The sequence below is a fragment of the Enterobacter cloacae complex sp. GF14B genome, from assembly GCF_004136805.1.
GTDB classification, from domain to species: domain Bacteria; phylum Pseudomonadota; class Gammaproteobacteria; order Enterobacterales; family Enterobacteriaceae; genus Enterobacter; species Enterobacter hormaechei_C.
This window is the reverse complement of record NZ_QFRV01000043.1, coordinates 22199-41765: the sequence shown is the minus strand read 5'-3', so window position 1 is coordinate 41765 and position 19567 is coordinate 22199. Positions and strand designations below refer to the sequence as shown.

The following is a 19567-nucleotide window of genomic DNA, read 5'->3' as shown; positions in this document are numbered from 1 at the left end:
AGTGGGCGGGGGTATTGCCAGCGCCCTGCTCTCGCTGGCGCTGCTGCACCGTGGCTGGCAGGTGACGCTCTACTGCGCTGACGAGGCACCGGCGACGGGCGCATCAGGCAACCGTCAGGGCGCGCTTTATCCCTTATTAAGTGCACACGATCCGGCACTGTTCCAGTTCTTCCCGGCGGCGTTTACGTTTGCTCGCCGCCTTTACGATAGCCTGCCGGTTGCGTTCGACCACGACTGGTGCGGCGTGACGCAGCTCGGCTGGGACGAGAAGAGCCAGCAGAAAATCACACAAATGCTGTCGCTGGGGCTGCCGGAGGACATCGCCCATGCAGTGACGGCACAGCAGGTTGCTGAGACCGCTGGTGTCGACACCGGCTGCGGCGGAATTCAGTATCCACTCGGCGGCTGGCTATGTCCGGCTGAACTGACTTCTGCGGCGATAGCCCTCGGGCAGTCGCGTGGGTTGACAGTGCATTATGCCCATAAGGTTCAATCGCTAAGCCGCACTGCGCACTGGGAACTGCGTTTCGCTGACGGTAAAGAGGCGCAGCATGCCAGCGTTGTACTGGCCAACGGACATCACATCACTCAGTTTACCCAGACAGCGTCATTGCCGGTTTATCCAGTCGGCGGCCAGGTGAGCCATATCCCGACCGCGCCCGAACTGAGCAAACTGCGTCAGGTGCTGTGTTACGACGGCTACCTGACGCCGCAAAATCCCTCCAACGGCCATCACTGCATCGGCGCCAGCTACCATCGCGGTGAAACAGATATGCAGTACAGCGAAGCGGATCAGCAGCAAAACCGACAGCGCCTGGTCGACTGTTTTCCGGATGCGTCGTGGGCGAAAGAGGTTGATGTCAGTGAGGGTCAGGCGCGCTGCGGCGTACGCTGCGCGACCCGCGATCACCTGCCGATGGCGGGAAACGTGCCGGACTATGACGCCACGCTTGAAGTCTATCAGGATCTTGCAGACAGCAAAGAAACGGCGGTAAGTGCGCCCGTTCACCCCGAGCTGTTTATGCTGGGTGGCTTAGGCTCGCGGGGATTGTGCTCCGCGCCGCTGCTGGCTGAAGCGTTAGCCGCGCAAATGAGCGACGAGCCGGTTCCGCTGGACAGGGTTACGCTCGCGGGGCTGAATCCAAACCGACTGTGGGTGCGGAAATTGCTGAAGGGGAAAATGGTCAAGTAGGGTGCGGTCTGGTGCCCTCACCCCGGCCCTCTCCCTGTGGGAGAGGGCGGTGATACACTTACTTCGCTTTCGCCTGCTGGAACAAATTATCCCACATGCCCAGCACTAAAGACTGGTCGCGCGGAGAGAGTTCCCCGGCCTGAATAGCGTTTTCCAGGCTGCGAGTGACTTCCGCGTGAACGGCGTCGGCAGAGTGATCGTCCCCGGCTTCCAGCGCGGCTACCGCCAGCGTCAGGTGACCACGCAGATAACCGCTGGCGAACAGCTCATCATCACTGGCGTGTTCCACCATGTCATCAATTAACGCCAGAATGCGTGATTCAAATTCTGCGATCATCTTCTTTCCTCTGTTAAAGATCTTCCGGCCACGGGAAGCATTCCGCCGTGATCTCCGGCGTGTGGTAATAATTCTGTAAAGCCTCGATCAGGCGTGCCGGACGTGCCGGGATGCCTTTCTCAAGATATTCCATCACCTGCGCATGAACGCGGCGCTGGAAGACGATACGGTCTGGCTCGAAGTCGCCTTCGAGGTTGTCACAGCTCACGTTGAACGGGAAACCCGCCGCCACGCAGAACAGCCATTCCAGCGCCTGGGGTTTCACCTCCACATCTTCAAACTGCCCCTGGGTGGCGGCGTCGCGCCCGTCCGGGCAGTACCAGTAACCAAAGTCCACCAGCTCGCGACGCGCTTTCCCGGCGATACACCAGTGCGAAATTTCGTGCAAACCGCTGGCGTAAAAGCCGTGGGCAAAGATGATGCGGTTATACGGAACCTCGTCATCAGCTGGAAGATAGATCGGTTCGTCGTCGCCTTTAATCAGACGGGTATTAAAATCATCAGCAAAACAGCTATCGAAGATCTCAATCAGCTGTTCGTAGTTATGCGTACTGTTCATTAGTTCATCCCCAACCAGGTGAGGATCTCCTGTCCATGGCTGTCATAAAGAAGTTTGGCGCTCATCACCGCCGAGACGACAACAATCATCGGGCGGATCAGCTTTTGCCCTTTGCTTAATACCAGACGCGAGCCTGCGCGCGCGCCCAAAAACTGCCCTGCCATCATCACAAACCCGGTTGCCCAGATAACCTTGCCGCCAATGATAAACAGCAGCAGACCGCCAACATTGGAGGTCGCGTTGAGGACTTTGGCGTGGGCGGTGGATTTGGCGAGGTTGAACCCGGCCAGCGTCACGAATGCCAGCGCGTAAAACGAGCCTGCCCCCGGGCCAAAGAAGCCATCGTAAAAACCGACGCAGCCACCGGCGATCAGCGCAAACGGCAGGCCGTGAAGGCGACGCTGTCGATCTTCTTCCCCGAGCTTTGGCATGAGTAAGAAATAGAGGCCGATACAGATAACCAGCAGCGGCAGGATCTGGCGCAGAATGTCGGACTGTACGTGCTGGACCAGCAGCGCGCCCGCCGTTGAGCCAATAAACGTCATCAGGATATTGAGCTTCTGATCGGCGAGATTCACCACTTTACGCCGAATGAAATAGAGCGACGAGGAGAGCGAACCGCCGCATGCCTGGAGTTTGTTGGTGGCAAGCGCCTGGGCAGGGCTCATGCCTGCCGCCAGCAACGCCGGAACGGTGAGCAACCCGCCGCCGCCCGCCAGGGCATCGATAAATCCGGCTAACATTGCAACAAAAAAGAGCACCGCCAGCAGCAGCGGTGACACCATGAACAGGTCGACGAAATTATCCATTAAAGTACATGCTCATCCAGTAACGCCTGGCAGGAAGGCGGCAACGGAGGCGGTGTCTTCTTCTCAGGCTTAGAGGTTCCAGGCTTGGCTGGTTCAAACCAGCTTTGCAGTTCGTAACCACAACCATCGCCAGGCGGTGGCAGCGGCTGATCTTCACATTCCAGGCTGTTCGCCGGGCAGCGCAGGCGAACATGCATATGGGCACGATGCTGGAACCACGGGCGCACTTTACGCAACCAGTCGCGATCCGTTCCCGCATCCAGGCAAAGCTGCTGCTTGATGGCCGGATTAACAAAGATCCGCGTGACGTCGTTATCCTCTGCCGCCAGCTTAATCATGCTGGAAATTTCCGGCGACCATCGCGAGGCGACGACCCGTTTACCGTCGGCCGAGACCAGATCCAGCGCCTGCGGTTTCAGCAGTTGCGCTGAGCTCCAGCGCGTTTTCGGCAATTGCAGGAAGATATCCACATCCAGTCCGGTCTGGTGGCTGGCGTGACCGCCGTTAAAGCGGCCACCGGCAGGCATCCCCATATCGCCAATCAGCATCGTGCCCAGCCCCAGATTATGCACCTGGTTGCCAAGACGCTGAATAAAAAGCACCAGGTCAGGATGGCCGAAATAACGGCGCTGGTCGGTGCGCATCACCTGATAGGTATCCGATTGCAGCGGAAGTTCCTGCGCGCCGACGATACACCCGTTGGAGAAAGCGCCAATGGACTGCGCGCTCCCCGCTACCGGATGGGTGATTTTCTGCCACGGCGTAGCGGCCAGGCTTGCTCCACTGACCAGCAGCGCCAGCAGAGCGATTGCGGTTTTTTTCATAGTTACCAGCGTGGAATGGTGGTCGTCACATCCGCATTCTGCGCGCGCTGGCGCAGGAAGTGATCCATCAGCACGATCGCCAGCATCGCTTCTGCGATCGGTACCGCGCGGATCCCCACGCACGGATCGTGACGCCCTTTGGTGATCATCTCAACTTCATCGCCAGCGCGGTTAATCGTGTGGCCCGGCACGGTAATGCTGGACGTGGGCTTCAGCGCGATATTGGCAATAATTTGCTGCCCGCTGCTGATGCCGCCCAGAATGCCGCCCGCATGGTTGCTCTGGAAACCCGCCTTCGTGATTTCGTCGCGGTTCTGGCTGCCGCGAAGCTTAACCACGTCAAAACCGTCGCCGATTTCAACGCCTTTCACCGCGTTGATGCTCATCAGCGCGTGGGCGATGTCGGCGTCAAGGCGGTCAAATACCGGCTCGCCCCAGCCAGCCGGCACGCCGTCGGCTACCACGGTGACTTTCGCACCAATGGAATCGCCCTCTTTTTTCAGGCCACGCATCAGCTCATCCAGCGCGTCCAGCTTGTCGGCATCGGCGCAGAAGAACGGGTTAAGTTCTACCTGCTCCCAGTCTTTGATAGCCAGCGGAATGTCGCCCATCTGGGTCAGACAACCGCGGATAACGATGCCGAATTTCTGCTGGAGATATTTTTTGGCAATCGCCCCTGCCGCCACGCGCATCGCGGTTTCACGTGCGGAAGAACGTCCGCCGCCGCGATAGTCGCGAAAGCCATATTTTTGTTCGTAGGTGTAATCAGCGTGGCCCGGACGGAAGACGTCTTTAATCGCGCCGTAGTCCTGAGAACGCTGATCGGTGTTTTCAATCAGCAGACCAATGCTGGTCCCGGTGGTACGGCCTTCAAATACGCCGGAGAGAATTTTGACCTGGTCCGGCTCGCGACGCTGCGTGGTGTAGCGAGAGGTACCCGGACGCCGACGGTCAAGGTCATGCTGTAAATCGGCTTCGGTCAGTTCGATGCCTGGCGGGACGCCATCAACGATACAACCCAGTGCCAGACCGTGCGACTCGCCAAAGGTGGTCACACGGAATACCTGTCCAATACTATTTCCTGCCATCACGGCTCCGATGTTGTTGTTTGTGTTTGAGCGTTGTGAAACGGGCCGAAGCCCGCTGGATTAATCTTTGTAAATGCTGAAGTATTCGCGTGCATCAAGCAGCTGCGCCTTGGTCAGCATGAAGACGCCGTCACCGCCGTTGTCGAACTCAAGCCAGGTGAACGGCACATCCGGGTACTGCTCTATCAGATGTACCATGCTGTTGCCCACTTCACAAATCAGAATGCCGTCGTCGGTCAGATAATCCGGCGCGCACGCCAGGATGCGGCGGGTCAGCTTCAGCCCGTCAGAGCCGGACGCCAGACCCAGCTCCGGCTCGTGACGGTACTCGTTCGGCAGGTCGGACATGTCTTCTGCATCCACGTACGGCGGATTGGTGACGATCAGGTCGTATTGCAGCGTCGGCAGGTCGCGGAACAGGTCAGAGCGGATAGGCGTGACGTGATGAATCAGCCCGTGCTCTTCAATGTTGTGTTCGGTGACGGCCAGCGCGTCGGTGGAGATATCGACGGCGTCCACTTCCGCTTCCGGGAAGGCGTACGCGCAGGCAATGGCGATGCAGCCGCTGCCGGTGCACATATCAAGAATGTGCTGCGGCTGATGGTTAATCAGGCCGTCAAAGTGGTTGTTGATCAGCTCGCCAATCGGCGAGCGCGGCACCAGCACGCGTTCATCAACATAGAACTCATGGCCGCAGAACCAGGCTTTGTTGGTCAGGTAAGCCACCGGAATGCGCTCGTTCACGCGACGGATCACGCGCTCAACGATGCGGTGTTTTTCGCTGGAGGTCAGGCGCGCGGTGCGCATGTCTTCCGGAATATCCAGCGGCAGATAGAGAGACGGCAGCACCAGCTGAACGGCCTCATCCCACGGGTTATCCGTACCGTGGCCGTACCAGATATTGGCGGCGCTGAAGCGGCTAACCGACCAGCGCAACATGTCCTGTATGGTATGCAGCTCGTTTACTGCTTCATCGACAAAAATTTTATCCACTCTTTCCTCCAGGGCATGCTCGCATAATTTTCGGCGGCTAGTTTGCCATGAAGACGGCGATAAATCAGCAATGACGCGTGTCGCTTGAGGTTAAAAAATGCGTTTAGTCGGGTACACTATCGGAAATACGAGATGAGAATGACGAATGAAAAAGAAAACATCGCTCAGCGAGGAGGATCAGGCTCTCTTCCGCCAGCTGATGACCGGGACGCGTCAAATCACGCACGACACCATTGTCCATCGCCCGCAGCGTAAAAAAGTCAGCGAGGTTCCGGTCAAACGTCTGCTCCAGGAGCAGGCCGATAACAGCCACTATTTTTCAGATGAGTTTCAGCCGCTGCTCAATACTCAGGGTGCGGTGAAATACGTGCGCGAAGACGTCAGCCATTTTGAACTGAAAAAATTACGCCGGGGAGATTACTCGCCGGAGCTGTTCCTCGATCTGCATGGGTTGACCCAGATGCAGGCGAAACAGGAGCTGGGGGCGTTGATCGCGGCATGTCGTCGCGAGCATGTTTTTTGCGCCTGCGTGATGCACGGTCACGGCAAACATATTCTTAAGCAACAGACACCGCTGTGGCTGGCTCAGCACCCGCACGTGATGGCGTTTCATCAGGCACCCAAAGAGTACGGAGGAGATGCCGCATTGCTGGTATTGATTGAAGTGGAGGAGTGGCAGCCGCCAGAGTTGCCCTGACAGGATGGCGGGAGGCACGCTGCACCCCGCCATATCGCACGTCACGTCAGATGGCTTTTGCCATCTTCAGGTTGCACGGACTCATTTGCCAGTTAAAGACCCCTTTGCCGGTTTCGTCGAGGGTGACGTTGGCAATGGCGGACGTAGTGAACATCGGTGGCGTTTCGCCCGGGCACAGCTCAGATACCAGATAGCCGACCAGCGGCAGGTGGGAAATGACCAGTGCGGAAGCGACACCTTCATTGCACAGCGCCTGAAGGTAAGCACTGACAAGGCCAACATCGCCACACGGCGTGAGTTCAGGGAGCACATCCACACTGGATGGCAGGTTCATACACTCCCCTACCACATCCAGCGTCTGTTCTGCCCGCAGGAACGGACTCACCAGAACGCGTTCAATGTCCACTTTTTGACCTTTAAGCCATGTCGCCATCTGACGGGATTCGTCGCAGCCACAGACGGTTAAAGGACGTACTGAGTCACTGGCGGCATCGAGTGCCGCGTCGCCGTGACGCATGATAAAAACTTGCATATTGCACCGCTTTTGTTAACCAGAATCACCGGCGTTGACTACCCGCGATTAATGCTCTGAGGTAGAAAACCCGATGGCCGGGCATTGTGCCTGATCCATTCGGTGAATGAAACGCTGTTTTTTACCTCAATGGCGTAAGTATAGTCAATCTCTGTTTACAATTTCGCCAGAACAGGTTCCATCACCTCAGGATTTACCCTTCTTTGACTTCAGTTTACGCAATCAGTTTCCCTTACGGGCCAGAATGTCTGACCCCGTTCCGCCATCTGCAATAATTCGTCACAAGGTGTAAACCGTGGACCATATTGCGAGGCCAGACGTTGCAGGATCGCAACCACTTCACCCGCCCCGAGGGTATCCATATACCGGAACGGACCGCCAAGGAATGGCGGAAAACCGATACCAAACACGGCACCGATGTCGCCGTCGCGCGCGCTCTTGATCACCTGCTCACCAAAGCAGCGCGCCGCTTCATTGAGCATCATCATTACGCAGCGCTCAGCACACTGAACCGCCGACAGTTTTCCCTGACCCGTGACAGGAATAAGCGCATAAACCGAAGGGTCGACCTGTTTCTTGCTTTTACGCCCTTTCGCGGCGTAAAGATAGAAACCGCGTTCATTTTTTCTGCCTTTGCGATCGTCCTTCAAAATTGCAGAAACAAAGTTTGCAGGCGGCGCAAAACGATCGCCATAAGCCGCTTCCAGCACAGGGATAATTTTAGTCCCCGTATCAATTCCTACCTCATCCAAAAGTTGGATTGGGCCGACGGGGAAACCAAACTTCACCAGAGCGTCATCGACGTGCTCAATTTTCTCCCCTTCCGTCAGCAACCGCATCGCTTCGTTAATGTACGGCGCCAGAATGCGGTTGACGTAGAAGCCGGCTTTGTCCGCGACCACAATCGGGGTTTTGCCCTGTTTTTTCGCCAGCTTCACCACGGTGGCAATAGTTTGCGGGCTGGTTGTGGCATGTGGGATAACCTCCACCAGCGGCATTTTTTCGACAGGGCTGAAATAGTGCAGCCCTATCACCTGCTCCGGGCGCACGGCTTTCGCCGCGATGTCGCCGATCGGCAAAGACGAGGTATTTGACGCGAAAATGGTGTGCGGCGCGCAGTGCTGTTCAACGTCCGCCACCATCTGCTGCTTAAGGGCCAGATCTTCGAACACGGCTTCAATCACCAGATCGCGGTGTGCAAACCCACTGTAGTCGGTGGCGCCAGTGATCATCGCGAGGGTTTTATCGCGCTCACTGGCCTTGATATGGCGGCGTTTCACTTTGCGATCAAGGTTCTGCCAGCTGTACTGCAACGCGTGGTTGATACCCTTAGGGTTGATATCTTTGATACGTACGGGCAATTTGCCTTTGCTGGCGGTGACAAATGCGATGCCGCCGCCCATCAGCCCACCACCCAGAACGCCAACGGCGCGCAGCAGAGCCGGTTCAGCTTCACTGCCCGGATCTTTTTTAACCTCCGTGCTGGCAAAGAAAATGCCGCGCAGCGCCTGCGACTGCGGCGTCATCGCCAGCTCGCCAAAGGCTTTCGCTTCCGCAGCATAACCGCTGCTGCTGCCCTGCGATAAACCGGTTTCAATCACCTTCAGAATGCGCGTCGCTGCCGGATAATTCCCTTTGGTTTTTTGCTCGGTTTTTTTACCCACCATATTGAACAGCAGCGTGCGCCCCAGCGGCCCGGCGAGGATACGCTCGCGCACCGGCAGAGGGCGTTTCGCCTGACGACCTTTCAGCGCCCGCTCAACGGCGGCCTCAAGCAAGATGGCGTGCGGAACGACCTCATCAACCAGACCCGCCTTTAATGCCTGACGGGCGCGCAGCTGTTTACCGGTTAAAATCATCTCCAGCGCCGTACTGACGCCCACCAGACGCGGCAGGCGCTGCGTGCCACCTGAACCGGGCAGCAATCCAAGCTGTACCTCCGGCAGTCCGAGTACCGTTTTCGCATCGTCGGTACAAATGCGGCTGTGACAGGCCAGCGCCAGCTCAAGCCCACCGCCCAGGCAGGCCCCGTGGATCGCAGCGACAACGGGTATCGACAGCGCATGGATCTCCGCCATTACCTGCTGCCCTTGACGCGCCAGGTCTTCTGCTTCCTGAGCGCTTTTCGCCCGGGCAATCATGTTGATATCGGCCCCGGCAATAAAGTTATCCGGCTTTGCCGAGATAAATACCAGGCCACGTATCGCTTTGTTTTCGCGGATCTGTCTGAGCATCGCACGCACCTGAACGCCGAACTCGGCCTTCAGGGTGTTCATCTTTTCGTCGGGTACATCAATGGTGATAACAGCCACGTTATCAAGGCGAACAGCCAGGTTAAATGCAGATGTCGTTTCCATTATTCAGCCTCCAGAACCATTGCTGCACCCAGGCCGCCCGCCGCACAGGCGGTAACGAGACCAAAACCGCCGCCGCGGCGACGCAGCTCGTGCAAAGTCTGGGTTATCATTCTCGCGCCGGTCGCCGCAAATGGATGGCCGTAGGCGATGGATCCGCCAAGCACGTTAAACTTACTCTGATCCACTTCGCCGGTCGCGTGGGCGCGGCCCAGCACGTCGCGGGCAAAACGTTCGCTCGCCAAAAGCTGCACGTTTGCCAGCGTTTGTGCGGCAAAGGCTTCGTGCATATCAATTAACGTGAGATCGGAGAGCGTTAGCCCCGCGCGCTCCAGCGCCAGCGGCGTGGACCAGGCCGGACCGAGCAGCATGTCCTGCCAGACATCAATGGCGGTAAAGGCGTAGCTACGCAAATAGCCCAGCGGTGTGATGCCAAGCTCTTTCGCCCGGGATTCCGTCATCAGGATCACGGCGGCGGCACCGTCCGTCAGTGGCGTACTGTTGGCCGCCGTAACGGTGCCATGTTTACGATCAAACGCCGGGCGCAGTTTTGCGTAATCCTCCAGCGTCGAGGTGCCACGGATATTGTTATCTTCCACCAGCGGTTCGCGGAAAGGCGGGATATAAGCAGTCATCACCTCGTCGGCAAGTTTGCCTTCCGACCAGGCCTTCGCAGCGAGCTGATGCGAGCGATGCGCCAGTGCATCCTGCTGTTCGCGGGTAATACCGTAGGTTTTTGCCATCTGCTCGGCTGTATCGCCCATGCGCAGGCCGGTGGAGTATTCAGCAACGGCAGGTGGCACGGGCATGAGGTCGCGCAGGCGTAAACGCGAGAAGAGTTTAAGCTTTGCACCGGTAGTGCGAGCTTTGTTAGCATCCACGAGGATGCGGGCCAGCTGTTTGCTGACGCCGATGGGCAGCACGGAGGAGGAATCCGCGCCGCCGGCGATCCCCGCGCGAATGGTCCCCGCCATCAGGCTTTCCGCCACGTTCGCCACCGCCTGGAAACTTGTGGCGCAGGCGCGGCTGACGCTGTAGGCGTCGGTATGAACATTCATGCCGGTACCCAGCACGATTTCACGCGCGATATTGGGTGCTTCCGGCATCTGCACCACCTGGCCGAAAACCAGTTGCTCAATAACCTCTGGCGGGATCTCGCTGCGAGCCAGCATCTCCCCCACCACCATTTTTCCCAGATCGACAGCCGGTATACCGTGAAACGCGGTTGCCTGACGCGCAAACGGCGTACGTAACCCGCTGATAATGGCAATGCGGTCACCGTGTCGGGTGATAAGCGGTAATGCCTGACTCATAACACTCCCCTGTAAAAAAATTTTGCGCGCACATTAAGTGGTCTGACCTGATAATAGTCTTAACTATTTTTTTACATTGAGCCAATCGGGGAAGCGAAAAATTGCGAGCTAAGGCACAGAGAAGAAAAAGAAAATGCCCCTGCATAGCAGAGGCATTTGTGAGATTTGTTGCCGGGTTGCGGCGTTGCCTTACCCGGCCTACACGATCATAGGCCTGTGCAAAAAGTATTAACGCAGGCCTAACTGGAAGATCAGCGTTTCTGCTTCGCAGGCGAACACAAAGTCGATATCCAGCTGCACGCCGCCTTCTACTTCCGTGAAGGTGGATTTGATTTCACACGGATCGGATTCGACTTCACGCGCGCGCTGGCTCAGCGCGGCCAGCGTTTCTTCCGCTTCAGCACGGTTAGGGAATACGCGGCTGTAAGAGGCGGTGCAATCGGTGTTGTCCATAATGGTGCCAACATCCATACAGCAGCAAACCGGGGTTTCATCAGCACTGCATTTACTCATAGCTCAATTTCCTCTGTATTCGCGCAGGGCGCGAGATAAACACGATGCGTCTATTTTACGCCCCCGGACGAGCCCCCTCCAGCCGTTAATGGCGCAAAATCGGATAAGTGAGCAATATCACACTAAAAAATGATCTAAAACAAAATTCCCCTTTTCAGAGGAATCGCACTGGTCACAATTTTGCCAACCAGATCTCGTTTCAAGAAACATATCTGAAAATATTAATAAACAAACTTGCAACATCCCAGCTGGTCAGACCTATACTCTCGCCACTGGTCTGATTTGTAAGTCATACCTCAGACCCTACACTTCGCGCTCCTGTTACGGTATGTAACAATTATTGAATAAAAATAACTCAATGAGGTTATGGTCATGAGCCAGAAAACCCTGTTCAAACAAACTGCTTTAGCAGTTGCAGTGGCAATCGTCTCAACGTCCGCCTGGTCAGCGGGCTTCCAGTTAAACGAATTTTCTTCCTCTGGCCTTGGCCGTGCGTATTCCGGGGAAGGTGCGATTGCCGATGACGCAGGCAACGCGAGCCGTAACCCGGCGCTGATCATGATGTTTGATCGCCCTACCTTCTCTGCCGGTGCGGTTTACATCGATCCTGATGTCAATATTTCTGGCAAATCTCAGTTCACCGGCGCAGATCTGAAGGCGGATAACATTGCGCCGACCGCGTGGGTGCCTAACCTGCACTTTGTTGCGCCAATCAATGAACAGTTTGGTTGGGGTGCCTCTGTCACCTCTAACTATGGCCTGGCAACGGAGTTCAATAACAACTATCCGGCCGGGGAATACGGCGGTAAAACCGACCTGACGACCCTGAACCTTAACCTGAGCGGCGCATATCGTCTGAACGATAACTGGAGCTTTGGTCTGGGCTTTGATGCTGTCTACGCTGATGCAAAAATCGAGCGTTATTCCGGGGAGCAAACTGCTGCGCTGCCGAAAAACAGCAATAAAATTGCCAGCCTGAAAGGCGATGAATGGGGCTACGGCTGGAACGCCGGTATCCTGTATGAACTGGATAAAAACAACCGCTGGGGTCTGACCTACCGCTCAGAAGTGAAGATTGACTTCGATGGCGATTACAAAAGCGGCATCCTGAGCCCAGTCAACGGTATGGTCCCAGGCGCGGGCACCACCATTCCATGGGGTACCTCGAATCAAACCGTACCGGGTTCACTGTCGCTGCATCTGCCAGAAATGTGGGAAGTGTCAGGTTATAACCGCGTTGCGCCGCAGTGGGCCATTCACTACAGTCTCGCGTATACCAGCTGGAGCCAGTTCCAGGAGCTGAAAGCCACCGGCAGCAACGGCCAGACGCTGTTCTATAAAGACGAAAGCTTCCACGATGCTTACCGTATCGCGCTTGGTACGACCTATTATATGGATGACAACTGGACGTTCCGTACCGGCGTGGCATTTGATGACAGCCCGGTACCGGCAGATAAGCGTTCTATCTCCATTCCGGATCAGGACCGTTTCTGGGTGAGTGCGGGGGCAACCTACGCGTTCAACGAGAATGCCTCTATCGACGCGGGCGTGTCGTACATGCATGGACAGAAAGTGACCTTCCAGGAAGGCCCTTACGAGTTTACCTCTGAAGGTAAAGCCTGGCTGTTTGGTACCAACTTCAACTACGCGTTCTAATCCCAACACGATTAAAAAAGGTGAGCATTGCTCACCTTTTTTATTTATTCCGAATCGATATCTTTTAATTCGTTCTCGATGGCTTTCGCGTTCGGATTATCTTCCGGCTTCAGCTTACCGCCGTTGGCAATAAAGTCATGGTTCTGGAAGTAGGCCTCGCGGACCATGATGTACGGATCGGAAGACTGACGCAGCAGACCGTCAGAGTCCAGCAGTTGCGCACGTGTTTCAATTCCTTCCACGGTCCATTTACCAATCGACAGCGGCCAGGTGAGCCATGACAGCACCGGATACAACGTATCCACCATGTCGCCGCCATCATCACGCACGGTAAAGCTGCCGTAGAATGGCAGGTGCACATACGGCCCATAACCTACGCCATAATGCCCCAGCGTGCTGCCGAAACGGTGCGGCTGTTCACGCTGTAATTTCGGGTTCGCCATGCCCGCGACATCAATTAAGCCGCCCATACCCAGCAGGGAGTTCAGGAAGAAGCGGGTGAAATGCACCATCCCCTGATACGGGTCGCCCTGGAGGAAGTAGTTGACCATAACCGCTGGCTCTTCCAGGTTACTGGTAAAGTTGCTCAGCCCGTTACGCGCCGGCTGCGGAACGTAGTCACGCCATGCCACGGCAACCGGACGAACCAGATACGGATCCAGCACATTATAGTTAAAGCTGTACATTGAACGGTTAAATCCTTCGAGAGGATCGGAGCGTCCCGTTTGCTCGCCAGAGCTGGCGCAGCCCACAAGCATTGTTACGCCCAGCGCAAGCGCCGACAGCCGAAGCTTCATAAATTTCTCCCTGTTCAATATGGCTATCGTTGAATGCCATCTGTGACGGAGCCGGTGATGCTCCGCCTGAAACGTGCAAGTGATTGTAACAGCACGCTTACCGATGTCTACGAGGACAATGACGACCCGCTCGCGTCATCACGCTAATTTCAGCATAGCCTGTCTTTCAGAATTCGTTTCGCTGGCAATTTTATATTGGCTTTGAAAGAGATGTCTCACCTTTATTGCCATTTACAGCAATTTAAGAGCATCCCCACGGGCAAGGCGCTAAAAGCCGCTACGCTTAAATGAGCAATTACCCCGAAGGAGCTGTTATGAAAGACATTAACGAAGAAAAAATTGGCGAGAACAATGAAGAACTTGAGATTGAAAGTGAAGAGAAAGACCGGGGAGAAGAGATAGAAGTCGATGAAGATCGCCTGCCGTCACGCGCCATGGCTATTCATGAGCATATTCGCCAGGACGGGGAAAAAGAGATGGAGCGCGACGCGATGGCCCTGCTGTGGTCAGCCATTGCAGCCGGTCTGTCAATGGGCGCCTCTTTGCTCGCCAAAGGGATATTTCACGTTCAGCTGGAAGGCGTACCGGGCGGGTTTTTGCTGGAAAATTTAGGCTACACGTTCGGCTTTATTATCGTCATTATGGCGCGACAGCAGCTTTTTACGGAGAATACCGTCACTGCCGTACTGCCCGTCATGCAAAATCCGACCCTCGGTAATTTCGGTTTACTGATGCGCCTGTGGAGCGTCGTGCTGCTGGGGAACCTCATCGGTACGGGTATAGCCGCCTGGGCGTTCGAGTATATGCCAATATTTGATGAACCGACCCGCGACGCATTTGTGAAAATTGGCATGGATGTGATGAAAAACACGCCGGTTGAAATGTTCTCTAATGCCATAATTTCCGGCTGGATCATCGCCACTATGGTGTGGATGTTCCCCTCAGCGGGCAGCGCGAAAATCGTGGTGATTATCCTGATGACCTGGCTTATCGCACTCGCCGATACCACGCACATTGTTGTCGGAACCGTTGAAATCCTTTATCTGGTATTTAACGGCACACTCCACTGGAGCGACTTTTTCTGGCCGTTCGCCCTGCCAACCCTCGCAGGCAACATTTGTGGCGGGACCTTTATCTTTGCGCTGTTGAGCCATGCGCAAATCCGTAACGACATGTCCAACAAGCGTAAGGCCGAGCTTAAGGCTCAGGAAAAAAAGGATAAAACTGCCGAAAAATCGGCGTGAACGGTGACTCTTTGACCAGTCAGGCGGCAATGCGCTTAACGAAAAGTGTAAATAACGCTATACTCTTGCCGCTTCGTCCCCTTAGTTAAATGGATATAACGAGCCCCTCCTAAGGGCTAGTTGCAGGTTCGATTCCTGCAGGGGACACTTCTGTATTTCCTTACGCCCCCTTCCAAAGCTCCACGCAGTTTCGGCCACGCCGTTTCGCGCCGTATAAAGCTTCATCCGCCGCCTGAATCAATCGCTCGTAATCGGGATGCCCGTTGAACATCGCCACGCCTATCGAGAGGGAGAGCGGGATAATATCGCCGGTTGGGGAGTTAACCTTGATTTTTTCCACCCGCCTGCGGATACGCTCGGCGATTCGCAGCGCGTCCACCTCTGAGATTTCCGTTAGCACAATCAGAAATTCATCGCCGCCGTAGCGAAAAACGTAATCACAGGTTCGCACGTTGTCGTAGAACGCGCCGGAGACTTTTCGCAGGATCTCGTCCCCGGTATTGTGCCCCCAGGTATCGTTGATTTGTTTAAATTTGTCGACGTCAATCAGCAGCGTCGAGAGCTTTGTTCCCGCCCGGGTGGCGTGCAGGATTTCGCGTTTGAAGATGGTTGGCAGGAAACGGCGATTCAACAGGCGGGTCAGGACATCAACCCCCACCTCGTGTCGCGACACTTCGTCAAACAGTTCGCGCAAAAGCGTGATGATTTGCGAGAGCGTATTACGCATTCGCTGCAAGAATTTATCCCGCTGCGCTTTATCACTCAGACCCTGCCCTGAAAGACGGACCTCGTTAAAAAGGTCATCGAATTCCTGAATCAGACGAGAGATATGACCGGCCTCAGCGATCCCGCTGAAATAGTGCCGACCTTTATGGCTAAACCACAGTCCAAATTCAGACTGCCCCAGCGGCAGACTGTTGCCGATACTGGAATTAAGCGTGATCTTATACAGAAGCACCATTTCCCATGACAGCAGCGCCGCGGTCTGTCTCTCCTTCTCCTCTTCTGCGTTCTCCATTAAGGAAAAGATGCGGTAATTTTCGTCCTCTTTCGCCGCATTGTTCTCGCTAAATACATAGGCCCGCGACATCACTTCCATGGCCAGATCGATACTGTTAATCGCGTAGTGATAAATATGCAGCTTCACCTCAGGCGAATGGGCGCTGGTAGTAATGACAGGTAACAGCAGCTTTTTCAGAACACGGAAGCCCATTTCAACTAAATCAACCGAAATACCAATACGGGCATGAACATCCGCAGCGCGCTGCTGCGCCCGCATCTGCTCTTCAACCTGCTCCACACGGCATGAGAGCACATCAATAAGCCAGCGACGAAGCGCCTCCTGAAGCTGCCTCTCCACCTTTTCGGTGGTCAGGAATTCAGCTGCCGACGGATCTGCCAGCACAACACGATAGAATTCAGCGACCAGGGGCGTTGCGTTGTCCCTGGCAAGCTCAGTCGCAAGCCGATGCACATCGGGATCGGTTTCATTAATTAGCTTCACCCACTCTTCTTTCACCGTTTGCAGGTAGGTTTCCATGGTCTGCACCTTCAGGAGGCATGCGGGAACGCAGATTTAACAATAGCAAAATCAAACCACTCCGCAATTGCCGCTTTTTTAAACAAAAACGAGTGATAGCTCATAATGTATAACGGTGCTACATTATGCCGCCCACCCAAGTCAGCAATGGCCAGGCAACGTCGTAAAGAACGGTAAAGCCTGCAACCATGACCTCGTCCTACGGTCTTAATGGCACGTGGTATCGCGAAGTCTGCGCTACCTTCACAGGCTTTACATAGGTTCCACTATTTTGTCTCAATCCAAATTTCAGCGGGCGTTTCTGCACCCGCGCTACTGGTTTACGTGGTTTGGCCTTGGCGTACTTTGGCTGCTGGTTCAACTTCCTTATCCCGTGATCCGTTTCCTGGGTTCGAAGCTCGGCAGCGCATCGCGTCACTTCCTTAAGCGTCGTGAGTCCATTGCCCGAAAAAATCTCGAACTTTGCTTTCCGCATTACAATGCGCAGCAGCGCGAAACGCTGATTGCGGAAAACTTTAAATCTATCGGTATGGCGCTGCTTGAAACCGGTATGGCCTGGTTCTGGCCAGACGAGCGTGTCCGTAAATGGTTTGACGTGGAAGGTCTGGATAACCTGAAACGTGCCCAGATGCAAAACCGCGGCGTGATGGTTGTGGGTGTGCATTTTATGTCGCTTGAGCTGGGTGGCCGCGTTATGGGCCTTTGTCAGCCGATGATGGCAACCTATCGCCCGCATAACAGCACGCTGATGGAATGGGTACAAACGCGGGGCCGCATGCGTTCAAATAAGGCGATGATCAGCCGTAACAATTTGCGCGGTATGGTTGGCGCCCTGAAAAAAGGTGAAGCAGTCTGGTTTGCCCCGGATCAGGACTACGGTCCTAAAGGCAGCAGCTTTGCCCCTTTCTTTGCGGTTAAAGATGTCGCTACGACGAACGGTACCTTTGTGATTTCACGTCTCTCAGGCGCCGCGATGTTGACGGTGACCATGGTCAGAAAAGCGGATAAGTCAGGCTATCGTCTGCATATCTCCCCAGAGATGGCGAACTATCCTGAAGATGAGAGTGAAGCCGCGACCTTTATCAATAAGGTGATTGAGTTTGAGATTATGCGTGCGCCTGAGCAGTATCTGTGGATGCACCGCCGCTTTAAAACCCGTCCCCTGGGCGAAGCCTCACTCTATATCTGACCCCTTTCGAAGGTTAGTTTCGCTAAGAAACTAACCTTTTCAAACACCTGTAATCACAGTGCGTAACGGCTTTTATCGACCGTCGCTCAACAGGCATTTATTGCGTACCGAAATCAAACTGTCGCCGTTCCACGACACTCGTAAGTGTCGGAAATTATTTAAAAAAATGCCTCTTGTCACTCCTGAAATTTAGGCGTACATTAGCGCCGTCTGGCGACAGGAAAGCACAGAATTCAGAGCTGAAGTTAGCGACGTAACGGGATAATTCCGATTTCCCCTTTCGCATGATTTCAACTCTCTATACTCAGTTGGACTCTGTTTTTTTAATGCGTACCGGAAGATACGCGGAGCGATGAAACGTGAAATATTTCTTTATGGGCATTTCGGTTATTGTTTTAGTTTGGGCCGGAACGTTTGCTCTGATGATCTAGTTAAGAAAATGCAGTCAAAAAAACAGGCGCCGTTGGCGCCTGTTTTTTTTGGTGTCCGTTACGACTCGGGTTGTTCCGCAACGCTCTTCGCTGCAAGCAGGCCATCCGCACGGAACATGCTTTTAATGCCCCGCACTGCCTGACGGATACGGTCGCTGTTTTCAATCAGCGCGAAACGCACATGCGTGTCACCGTAGTCACCAAAGCCAATGCCTGGAGAGACGCAAACCTTCGCATCCTGAAGCAGTTTTTTGGCAAATTCCAGAGAACCCATCGCCGCATACGGCTCGGGGATTTTCGCCCAGACGTACATGGAGGCTTTAGGCATTTCCACCATCCAGCCTGCTTCATGAAGCCCTTTTACCAGCACATCACGACGGCGTTTGTACTGAGCGGCAATATCGAGCACGCACTGCTGATCCCCTTCCAGCGCCGCGATGGCCGCGACCTGTAACGGCGTAAAGGTGCCATAGTCATGGTAGCTTTTAATACGCGCCAGGGCACTCACCAGCGTTTTGTTTCCCACCATAAAACCAATTCGCCAGCCCGCCATGTTGTAGCTTTTCGACAGGGTGAAAAACTCAACCGCCACATCACGGGCACCCGGTACCTGCATAATTGACGGCGCTTTCCAGCCATCATAAACGATATCGGCGTAGGCGAGATCGTGTACCACCAGCACGTCGTAACGCTTAGCCAGCGCGACCACTTTCTCGAAGAATTCGAGTTCAACGCATTGTGCCGTTGGGTTTGACGGGAAACCGAGGATCATCATTTTCGGCTTCGGATAGCTTTCACGAATCGCCCGTTCCAGCTCGTTAAAGAAGTCGACGCCTTCCACCAGCGGGACAGAACGCACCTGCGCCCCGGCAATCACCGCCCCATAGATGTGAATCGGGTAGCTCGGATTCGGCACCAGTACGGTATCGCCGTGATCCAGCGTCGCCAGCATCAGGTGGGCCAGCCCCTCTTTGGAGCCAATGGTCACAATCGCTTCATTTTCAGGATCGATATCGACCTGATAACGATCCTGATACCAGCGGGAGATCGCCCGACGTAAGCGTGGAATGCCGCGTGAGGTGGAATACCCATGGGTATCGGGACGCTGGGCAACCGTGCAGAGTTTCTCAACAATGTGCGGCGGCGTTGGGCCGTCAGGGTTACCCATACTGAAATCGATAATGTCTTCGCCGCGCCGACGCGCAGCCATTTTCAGTTCAGCAGTGATATTGAAAACATAAGGGGGGAGACGATCGATACGCGTAAAACGGCGTTCAGGACTGAATTCAGCCATAGATTCCTCAGAGTCACGTTAGCGCCCGGACCGTCCGAGCGACGCTGCCACCCGTGTGGCATGCTTAGAAAATAACCTGAAGAAAAAGAGGCTGTCGAGAGGATAACGGCAAAACAATATTTTGCTCTAAAACGGGAATGCGATTGCAGTGAAAAGCGGAACTCCTATCGCGAACAGGCAGTTTTAAGCTCTACAATTTAACACA

19 protein-coding genes and 1 tRNA gene are annotated in these 19567 nt (G+C 55.0%); 7 read left to right on the top strand and 13 right to left on the bottom strand.

Annotated elements, in window-relative coordinates; genetic code table 11:
- Positions 1-1192 (top strand): FAD-dependent 5-carboxymethylaminomethyl-2-thiouridine(34) oxidoreductase MnmC (gene mnmC, locus DD606_RS15100; protein WP_129258814.1); only part of this gene is annotated, 1192 nt, incomplete at its 5' end.
- 58 nt (positions 1193-1250) lie between these two features.
- Here mnmC and DD606_RS15095 read toward each other — a convergent pair.
- Genes DD606_RS15095 through prmB form a run of 6 tightly spaced genes read right to left on the bottom strand, consistent with a single transcriptional unit; the run spans position 1251 to position 5802 of the window.
- Positions 1251-1529, bottom strand: a complete 279-nt coding sequence (locus tag DD606_RS15095) for a YfcL family protein (protein ID WP_003861391.1) — start codon at positions 1527-1529, stop codon at positions 1251-1253.
- A 13-nt stretch (positions 1530-1542) separates the two neighbouring features.
- Complete coding sequence (locus DD606_RS15090; protein WP_003861390.1) at positions 1543-2088, bottom strand: elongation factor P hydroxylase; 546 nt, start codon at positions 2086-2088, stop codon at positions 1543-1545.
- The gene (locus DD606_RS15085; RefSeq protein ID WP_003861386.1) at positions 2088-2897 is read right to left on the bottom strand and encodes a sulfite exporter TauE/SafE family protein; all 810 of its coding nucleotides are present in this window, start codon (positions 2895-2897) and stop codon (positions 2088-2090) included. Before DD606_RS15085 ends, DD606_RS15090 begins: the two co-directional genes overlap by 1 nt.
- Positions 2897-3721: a penicillin-insensitive murein endopeptidase gene (mepA, locus tag DD606_RS15080; RefSeq protein WP_058659512.1), complete on the bottom strand. Its 825-nt coding sequence runs from the start codon at positions 3719-3721 to the stop codon at positions 2897-2899. The genes DD606_RS15085 and mepA overlap by 1 nt, the downstream gene beginning before the upstream one ends.
- A 2-nt stretch (positions 3722-3723) precedes the next feature.
- The gene (gene aroC, locus DD606_RS15075) at positions 3724-4809 is read right to left on the bottom strand and encodes a chorismate synthase (RefSeq protein ID WP_023314595.1); all 1086 of its coding nucleotides are present in this window, start codon (positions 4807-4809) and stop codon (positions 3724-3726) included.
- A 60-nt stretch (positions 4810-4869) separates the two neighbouring features.
- On the bottom strand, positions 4870-5802 hold the full coding sequence (prmB, locus tag DD606_RS15070; RefSeq protein WP_045331045.1) for a 50S ribosomal protein L3 N(5)-glutamine methyltransferase: 933 nt from the start codon (positions 5800-5802) through the stop codon (positions 4870-4872).
- 145 nt (positions 5803-5947) lie between these two features.
- Between prmB and smrB the strand changes: the two genes are divergently transcribed.
- On the top strand, positions 5948-6499 hold the full coding sequence (gene smrB / locus DD606_RS15065; RefSeq protein ID WP_015572246.1) for an endonuclease SmrB: 552 nt from the start codon (positions 5948-5950) through the stop codon (positions 6497-6499).
- A 46-nt stretch (positions 6500-6545) separates the two neighbouring features.
- Here the strand turns inward: smrB and sixA are convergent, their stop codons facing one another.
- From sixA to DD606_RS15045, 4 genes are all read right to left on the bottom strand, one after another.
- Positions 6546-7031: a phosphohistidine phosphatase SixA gene (gene sixA / locus DD606_RS15060; RefSeq protein WP_003861375.1), complete on the bottom strand. Its 486-nt coding sequence runs from the start codon at positions 7029-7031 to the stop codon at positions 6546-6548.
- A 209-nt stretch (positions 7032-7240) separates the two neighbouring features.
- Positions 7241-9388: a fatty acid oxidation complex subunit alpha FadJ gene (gene fadJ, locus DD606_RS15055; RefSeq protein WP_048244593.1), complete on the bottom strand. Its 2148-nt coding sequence runs from the start codon at positions 9386-9388 to the stop codon at positions 7241-7243.
- Complete coding sequence (gene fadI, locus DD606_RS15050; RefSeq protein ID WP_022651548.1) at positions 9388-10698, bottom strand: acetyl-CoA C-acyltransferase FadI; 1311 nt, start codon at positions 10696-10698, stop codon at positions 9388-9390. Before fadI ends, fadJ begins: the two co-directional genes overlap by 1 nt.
- Positions 10699-10926: 228 nt before the next feature.
- Positions 10927-11211, bottom strand: a complete 285-nt coding sequence (locus DD606_RS15045) for a YfcZ/YiiS family protein (protein WP_003861368.1) — start codon at positions 11209-11211, stop codon at positions 10927-10929.
- Positions 11212-11583: 372 nt separating this feature from the next.
- Here DD606_RS15045 and fadL point away from each other — a divergent pair, with 372 nt between their 5' ends.
- Positions 11584-12867, top strand: a complete 1284-nt coding sequence (gene fadL / locus DD606_RS15040; protein WP_003861367.1) for a long-chain fatty acid transporter FadL — start codon at positions 11584-11586, stop codon at positions 12865-12867.
- 44 nt (positions 12868-12911) lie between these two features.
- On the opposite strand, the gene mlaA is transcribed toward fadL, so the two are convergent.
- Complete coding sequence (gene mlaA / locus DD606_RS15035; protein ID WP_003861365.1) at positions 12912-13664, bottom strand: phospholipid-binding lipoprotein MlaA; 753 nt, start codon at positions 13662-13664, stop codon at positions 12912-12914.
- Between the two features lie 314 nt (positions 13665-13978).
- On the opposite strand from mlaA, the gene DD606_RS15030 reads away from it, so the two are divergent.
- Both DD606_RS15030 and DD606_RS15025 read left to right on the top strand, forming a co-directional pair.
- A complete protein-coding gene (locus tag DD606_RS15030; protein ID WP_003861364.1) occupies positions 13979-14908 on the top strand; it encodes a formate/nitrite transporter family protein in 930 nt (309 codons plus the stop codon).
- 75 nt (positions 14909-14983) lie between these two features.
- Positions 14984-15055, top strand: a tRNA-Arg gene (locus DD606_RS15025).
- Between the two features lie 13 nt (positions 15056-15068).
- On the opposite strand, the gene DD606_RS15020 is transcribed toward DD606_RS15025, so the two are convergent.
- Positions 15069-16448: a diguanylate cyclase gene (locus DD606_RS15020; RefSeq protein WP_129258812.1), complete on the bottom strand. Its 1380-nt coding sequence runs from the start codon at positions 16446-16448 to the stop codon at positions 15069-15071.
- Between the two features lie 268 nt (positions 16449-16716).
- On the opposite strand from DD606_RS15020, the gene lpxP reads away from it, so the two are divergent.
- Together lpxP and ypdK are read left to right on the top strand one after the other, a co-directional pair.
- Complete coding sequence (lpxP, locus tag DD606_RS15015) at positions 16717-17637, top strand: kdo(2)-lipid IV(A) palmitoleoyltransferase (protein WP_129256139.1); 921 nt, start codon at positions 16717-16719, stop codon at positions 17635-17637.
- A 359-nt stretch (positions 17638-17996) separates the two neighbouring features.
- Positions 17997-18068: a membrane protein YpdK gene (gene ypdK / locus DD606_RS15010; protein ID WP_099458937.1), complete on the top strand. Its 72-nt coding sequence runs from the start codon at positions 17997-17999 to the stop codon at positions 18066-18068.
- A 58-nt stretch (positions 18069-18126) separates the two neighbouring features.
- Here ypdK and alaC read toward each other — a convergent pair whose 3' ends face one another.
- Positions 18127-19362 (bottom strand): alanine transaminase, encoded by a 1236-nt coding sequence (alaC, locus tag DD606_RS15005; protein WP_023314600.1) that lies wholly within the window; start codon positions 19360-19362, stop codon positions 18127-18129.
- Positions 19363-19567: the final 205 nt, after the last annotated feature.

Coding starts and splice junctions, on each gene's coding strand:
- DD606_RS15095 (WP_003861391.1), bottom strand. CDS start 1,529: ATGATCGCAGAATTTGAATCACGCATTCTGGCGTTAATTGATGACATG.
- DD606_RS15090 (WP_003861390.1), bottom strand. CDS start 2,088: ATGAACAGTACGCATAACTACGAACAGCTGATTGAGATCTTCGATAGC.
- DD606_RS15085 (WP_003861386.1), bottom strand. CDS start 2,897: ATGGATAATTTCGTCGACCTGTTCATGGTGTCACCGCTGCTGCTGGCG.
- mepA (WP_058659512.1), bottom strand. CDS start 3,721: ATGAAAAAAACCGCAATCGCTCTGCTGGCGCTGCTGGTCAGTGGAGCA.
- aroC (WP_023314595.1), bottom strand. CDS start 4,809: ATGGCAGGAAATAGTATTGGACAGGTATTCCGTGTGACCACCTTTGGC.
- smrB (WP_015572246.1), top strand. CDS start 5,948: ATGAAAAAGAAAACATCGCTCAGCGAGGAGGATCAGGCTCTCTTCCGC.
- sixA (WP_003861375.1), bottom strand. CDS start 7,031: ATGCAAGTTTTTATCATGCGTCACGGCGACGCGGCACTCGATGCCGCC.
- fadJ (WP_048244593.1), bottom strand. CDS start 9,388: ATGGAAACGACATCTGCATTTAACCTGGCTGTTCGCCTTGATAACGTG.
- fadI (WP_022651548.1), bottom strand. CDS start 10,698: ATGAGTCAGGCATTACCGCTTATCACCCGACACGGTGACCGCATTGCC.
- DD606_RS15045 (WP_003861368.1), bottom strand. CDS start 11,211: ATGAGTAAATGCAGTGCTGATGAAACCCCGGTTTGCTGCTGTATGGAT.
- fadL (WP_003861367.1), top strand. CDS start 11,584: ATGAGCCAGAAAACCCTGTTCAAACAAACTGCTTTAGCAGTTGCAGTG.
- mlaA (WP_003861365.1), bottom strand. CDS start 13,664: ATGAAGCTTCGGCTGTCGGCGCTTGCGCTGGGCGTAACAATGCTTGTG.
- DD606_RS15030 (WP_003861364.1), top strand. CDS start 13,979: ATGAAAGACATTAACGAAGAAAAAATTGGCGAGAACAATGAAGAACTT.
- DD606_RS15020 (WP_129258812.1), bottom strand. CDS start 16,448: ATGGAAACCTACCTGCAAACGGTGAAAGAAGAGTGGGTGAAGCTAATT.
- alaC (WP_023314600.1), bottom strand. CDS start 19,362: ATGGCTGAATTCAGTCCTGAACGCCGTTTTACGCGTATCGATCGTCTC.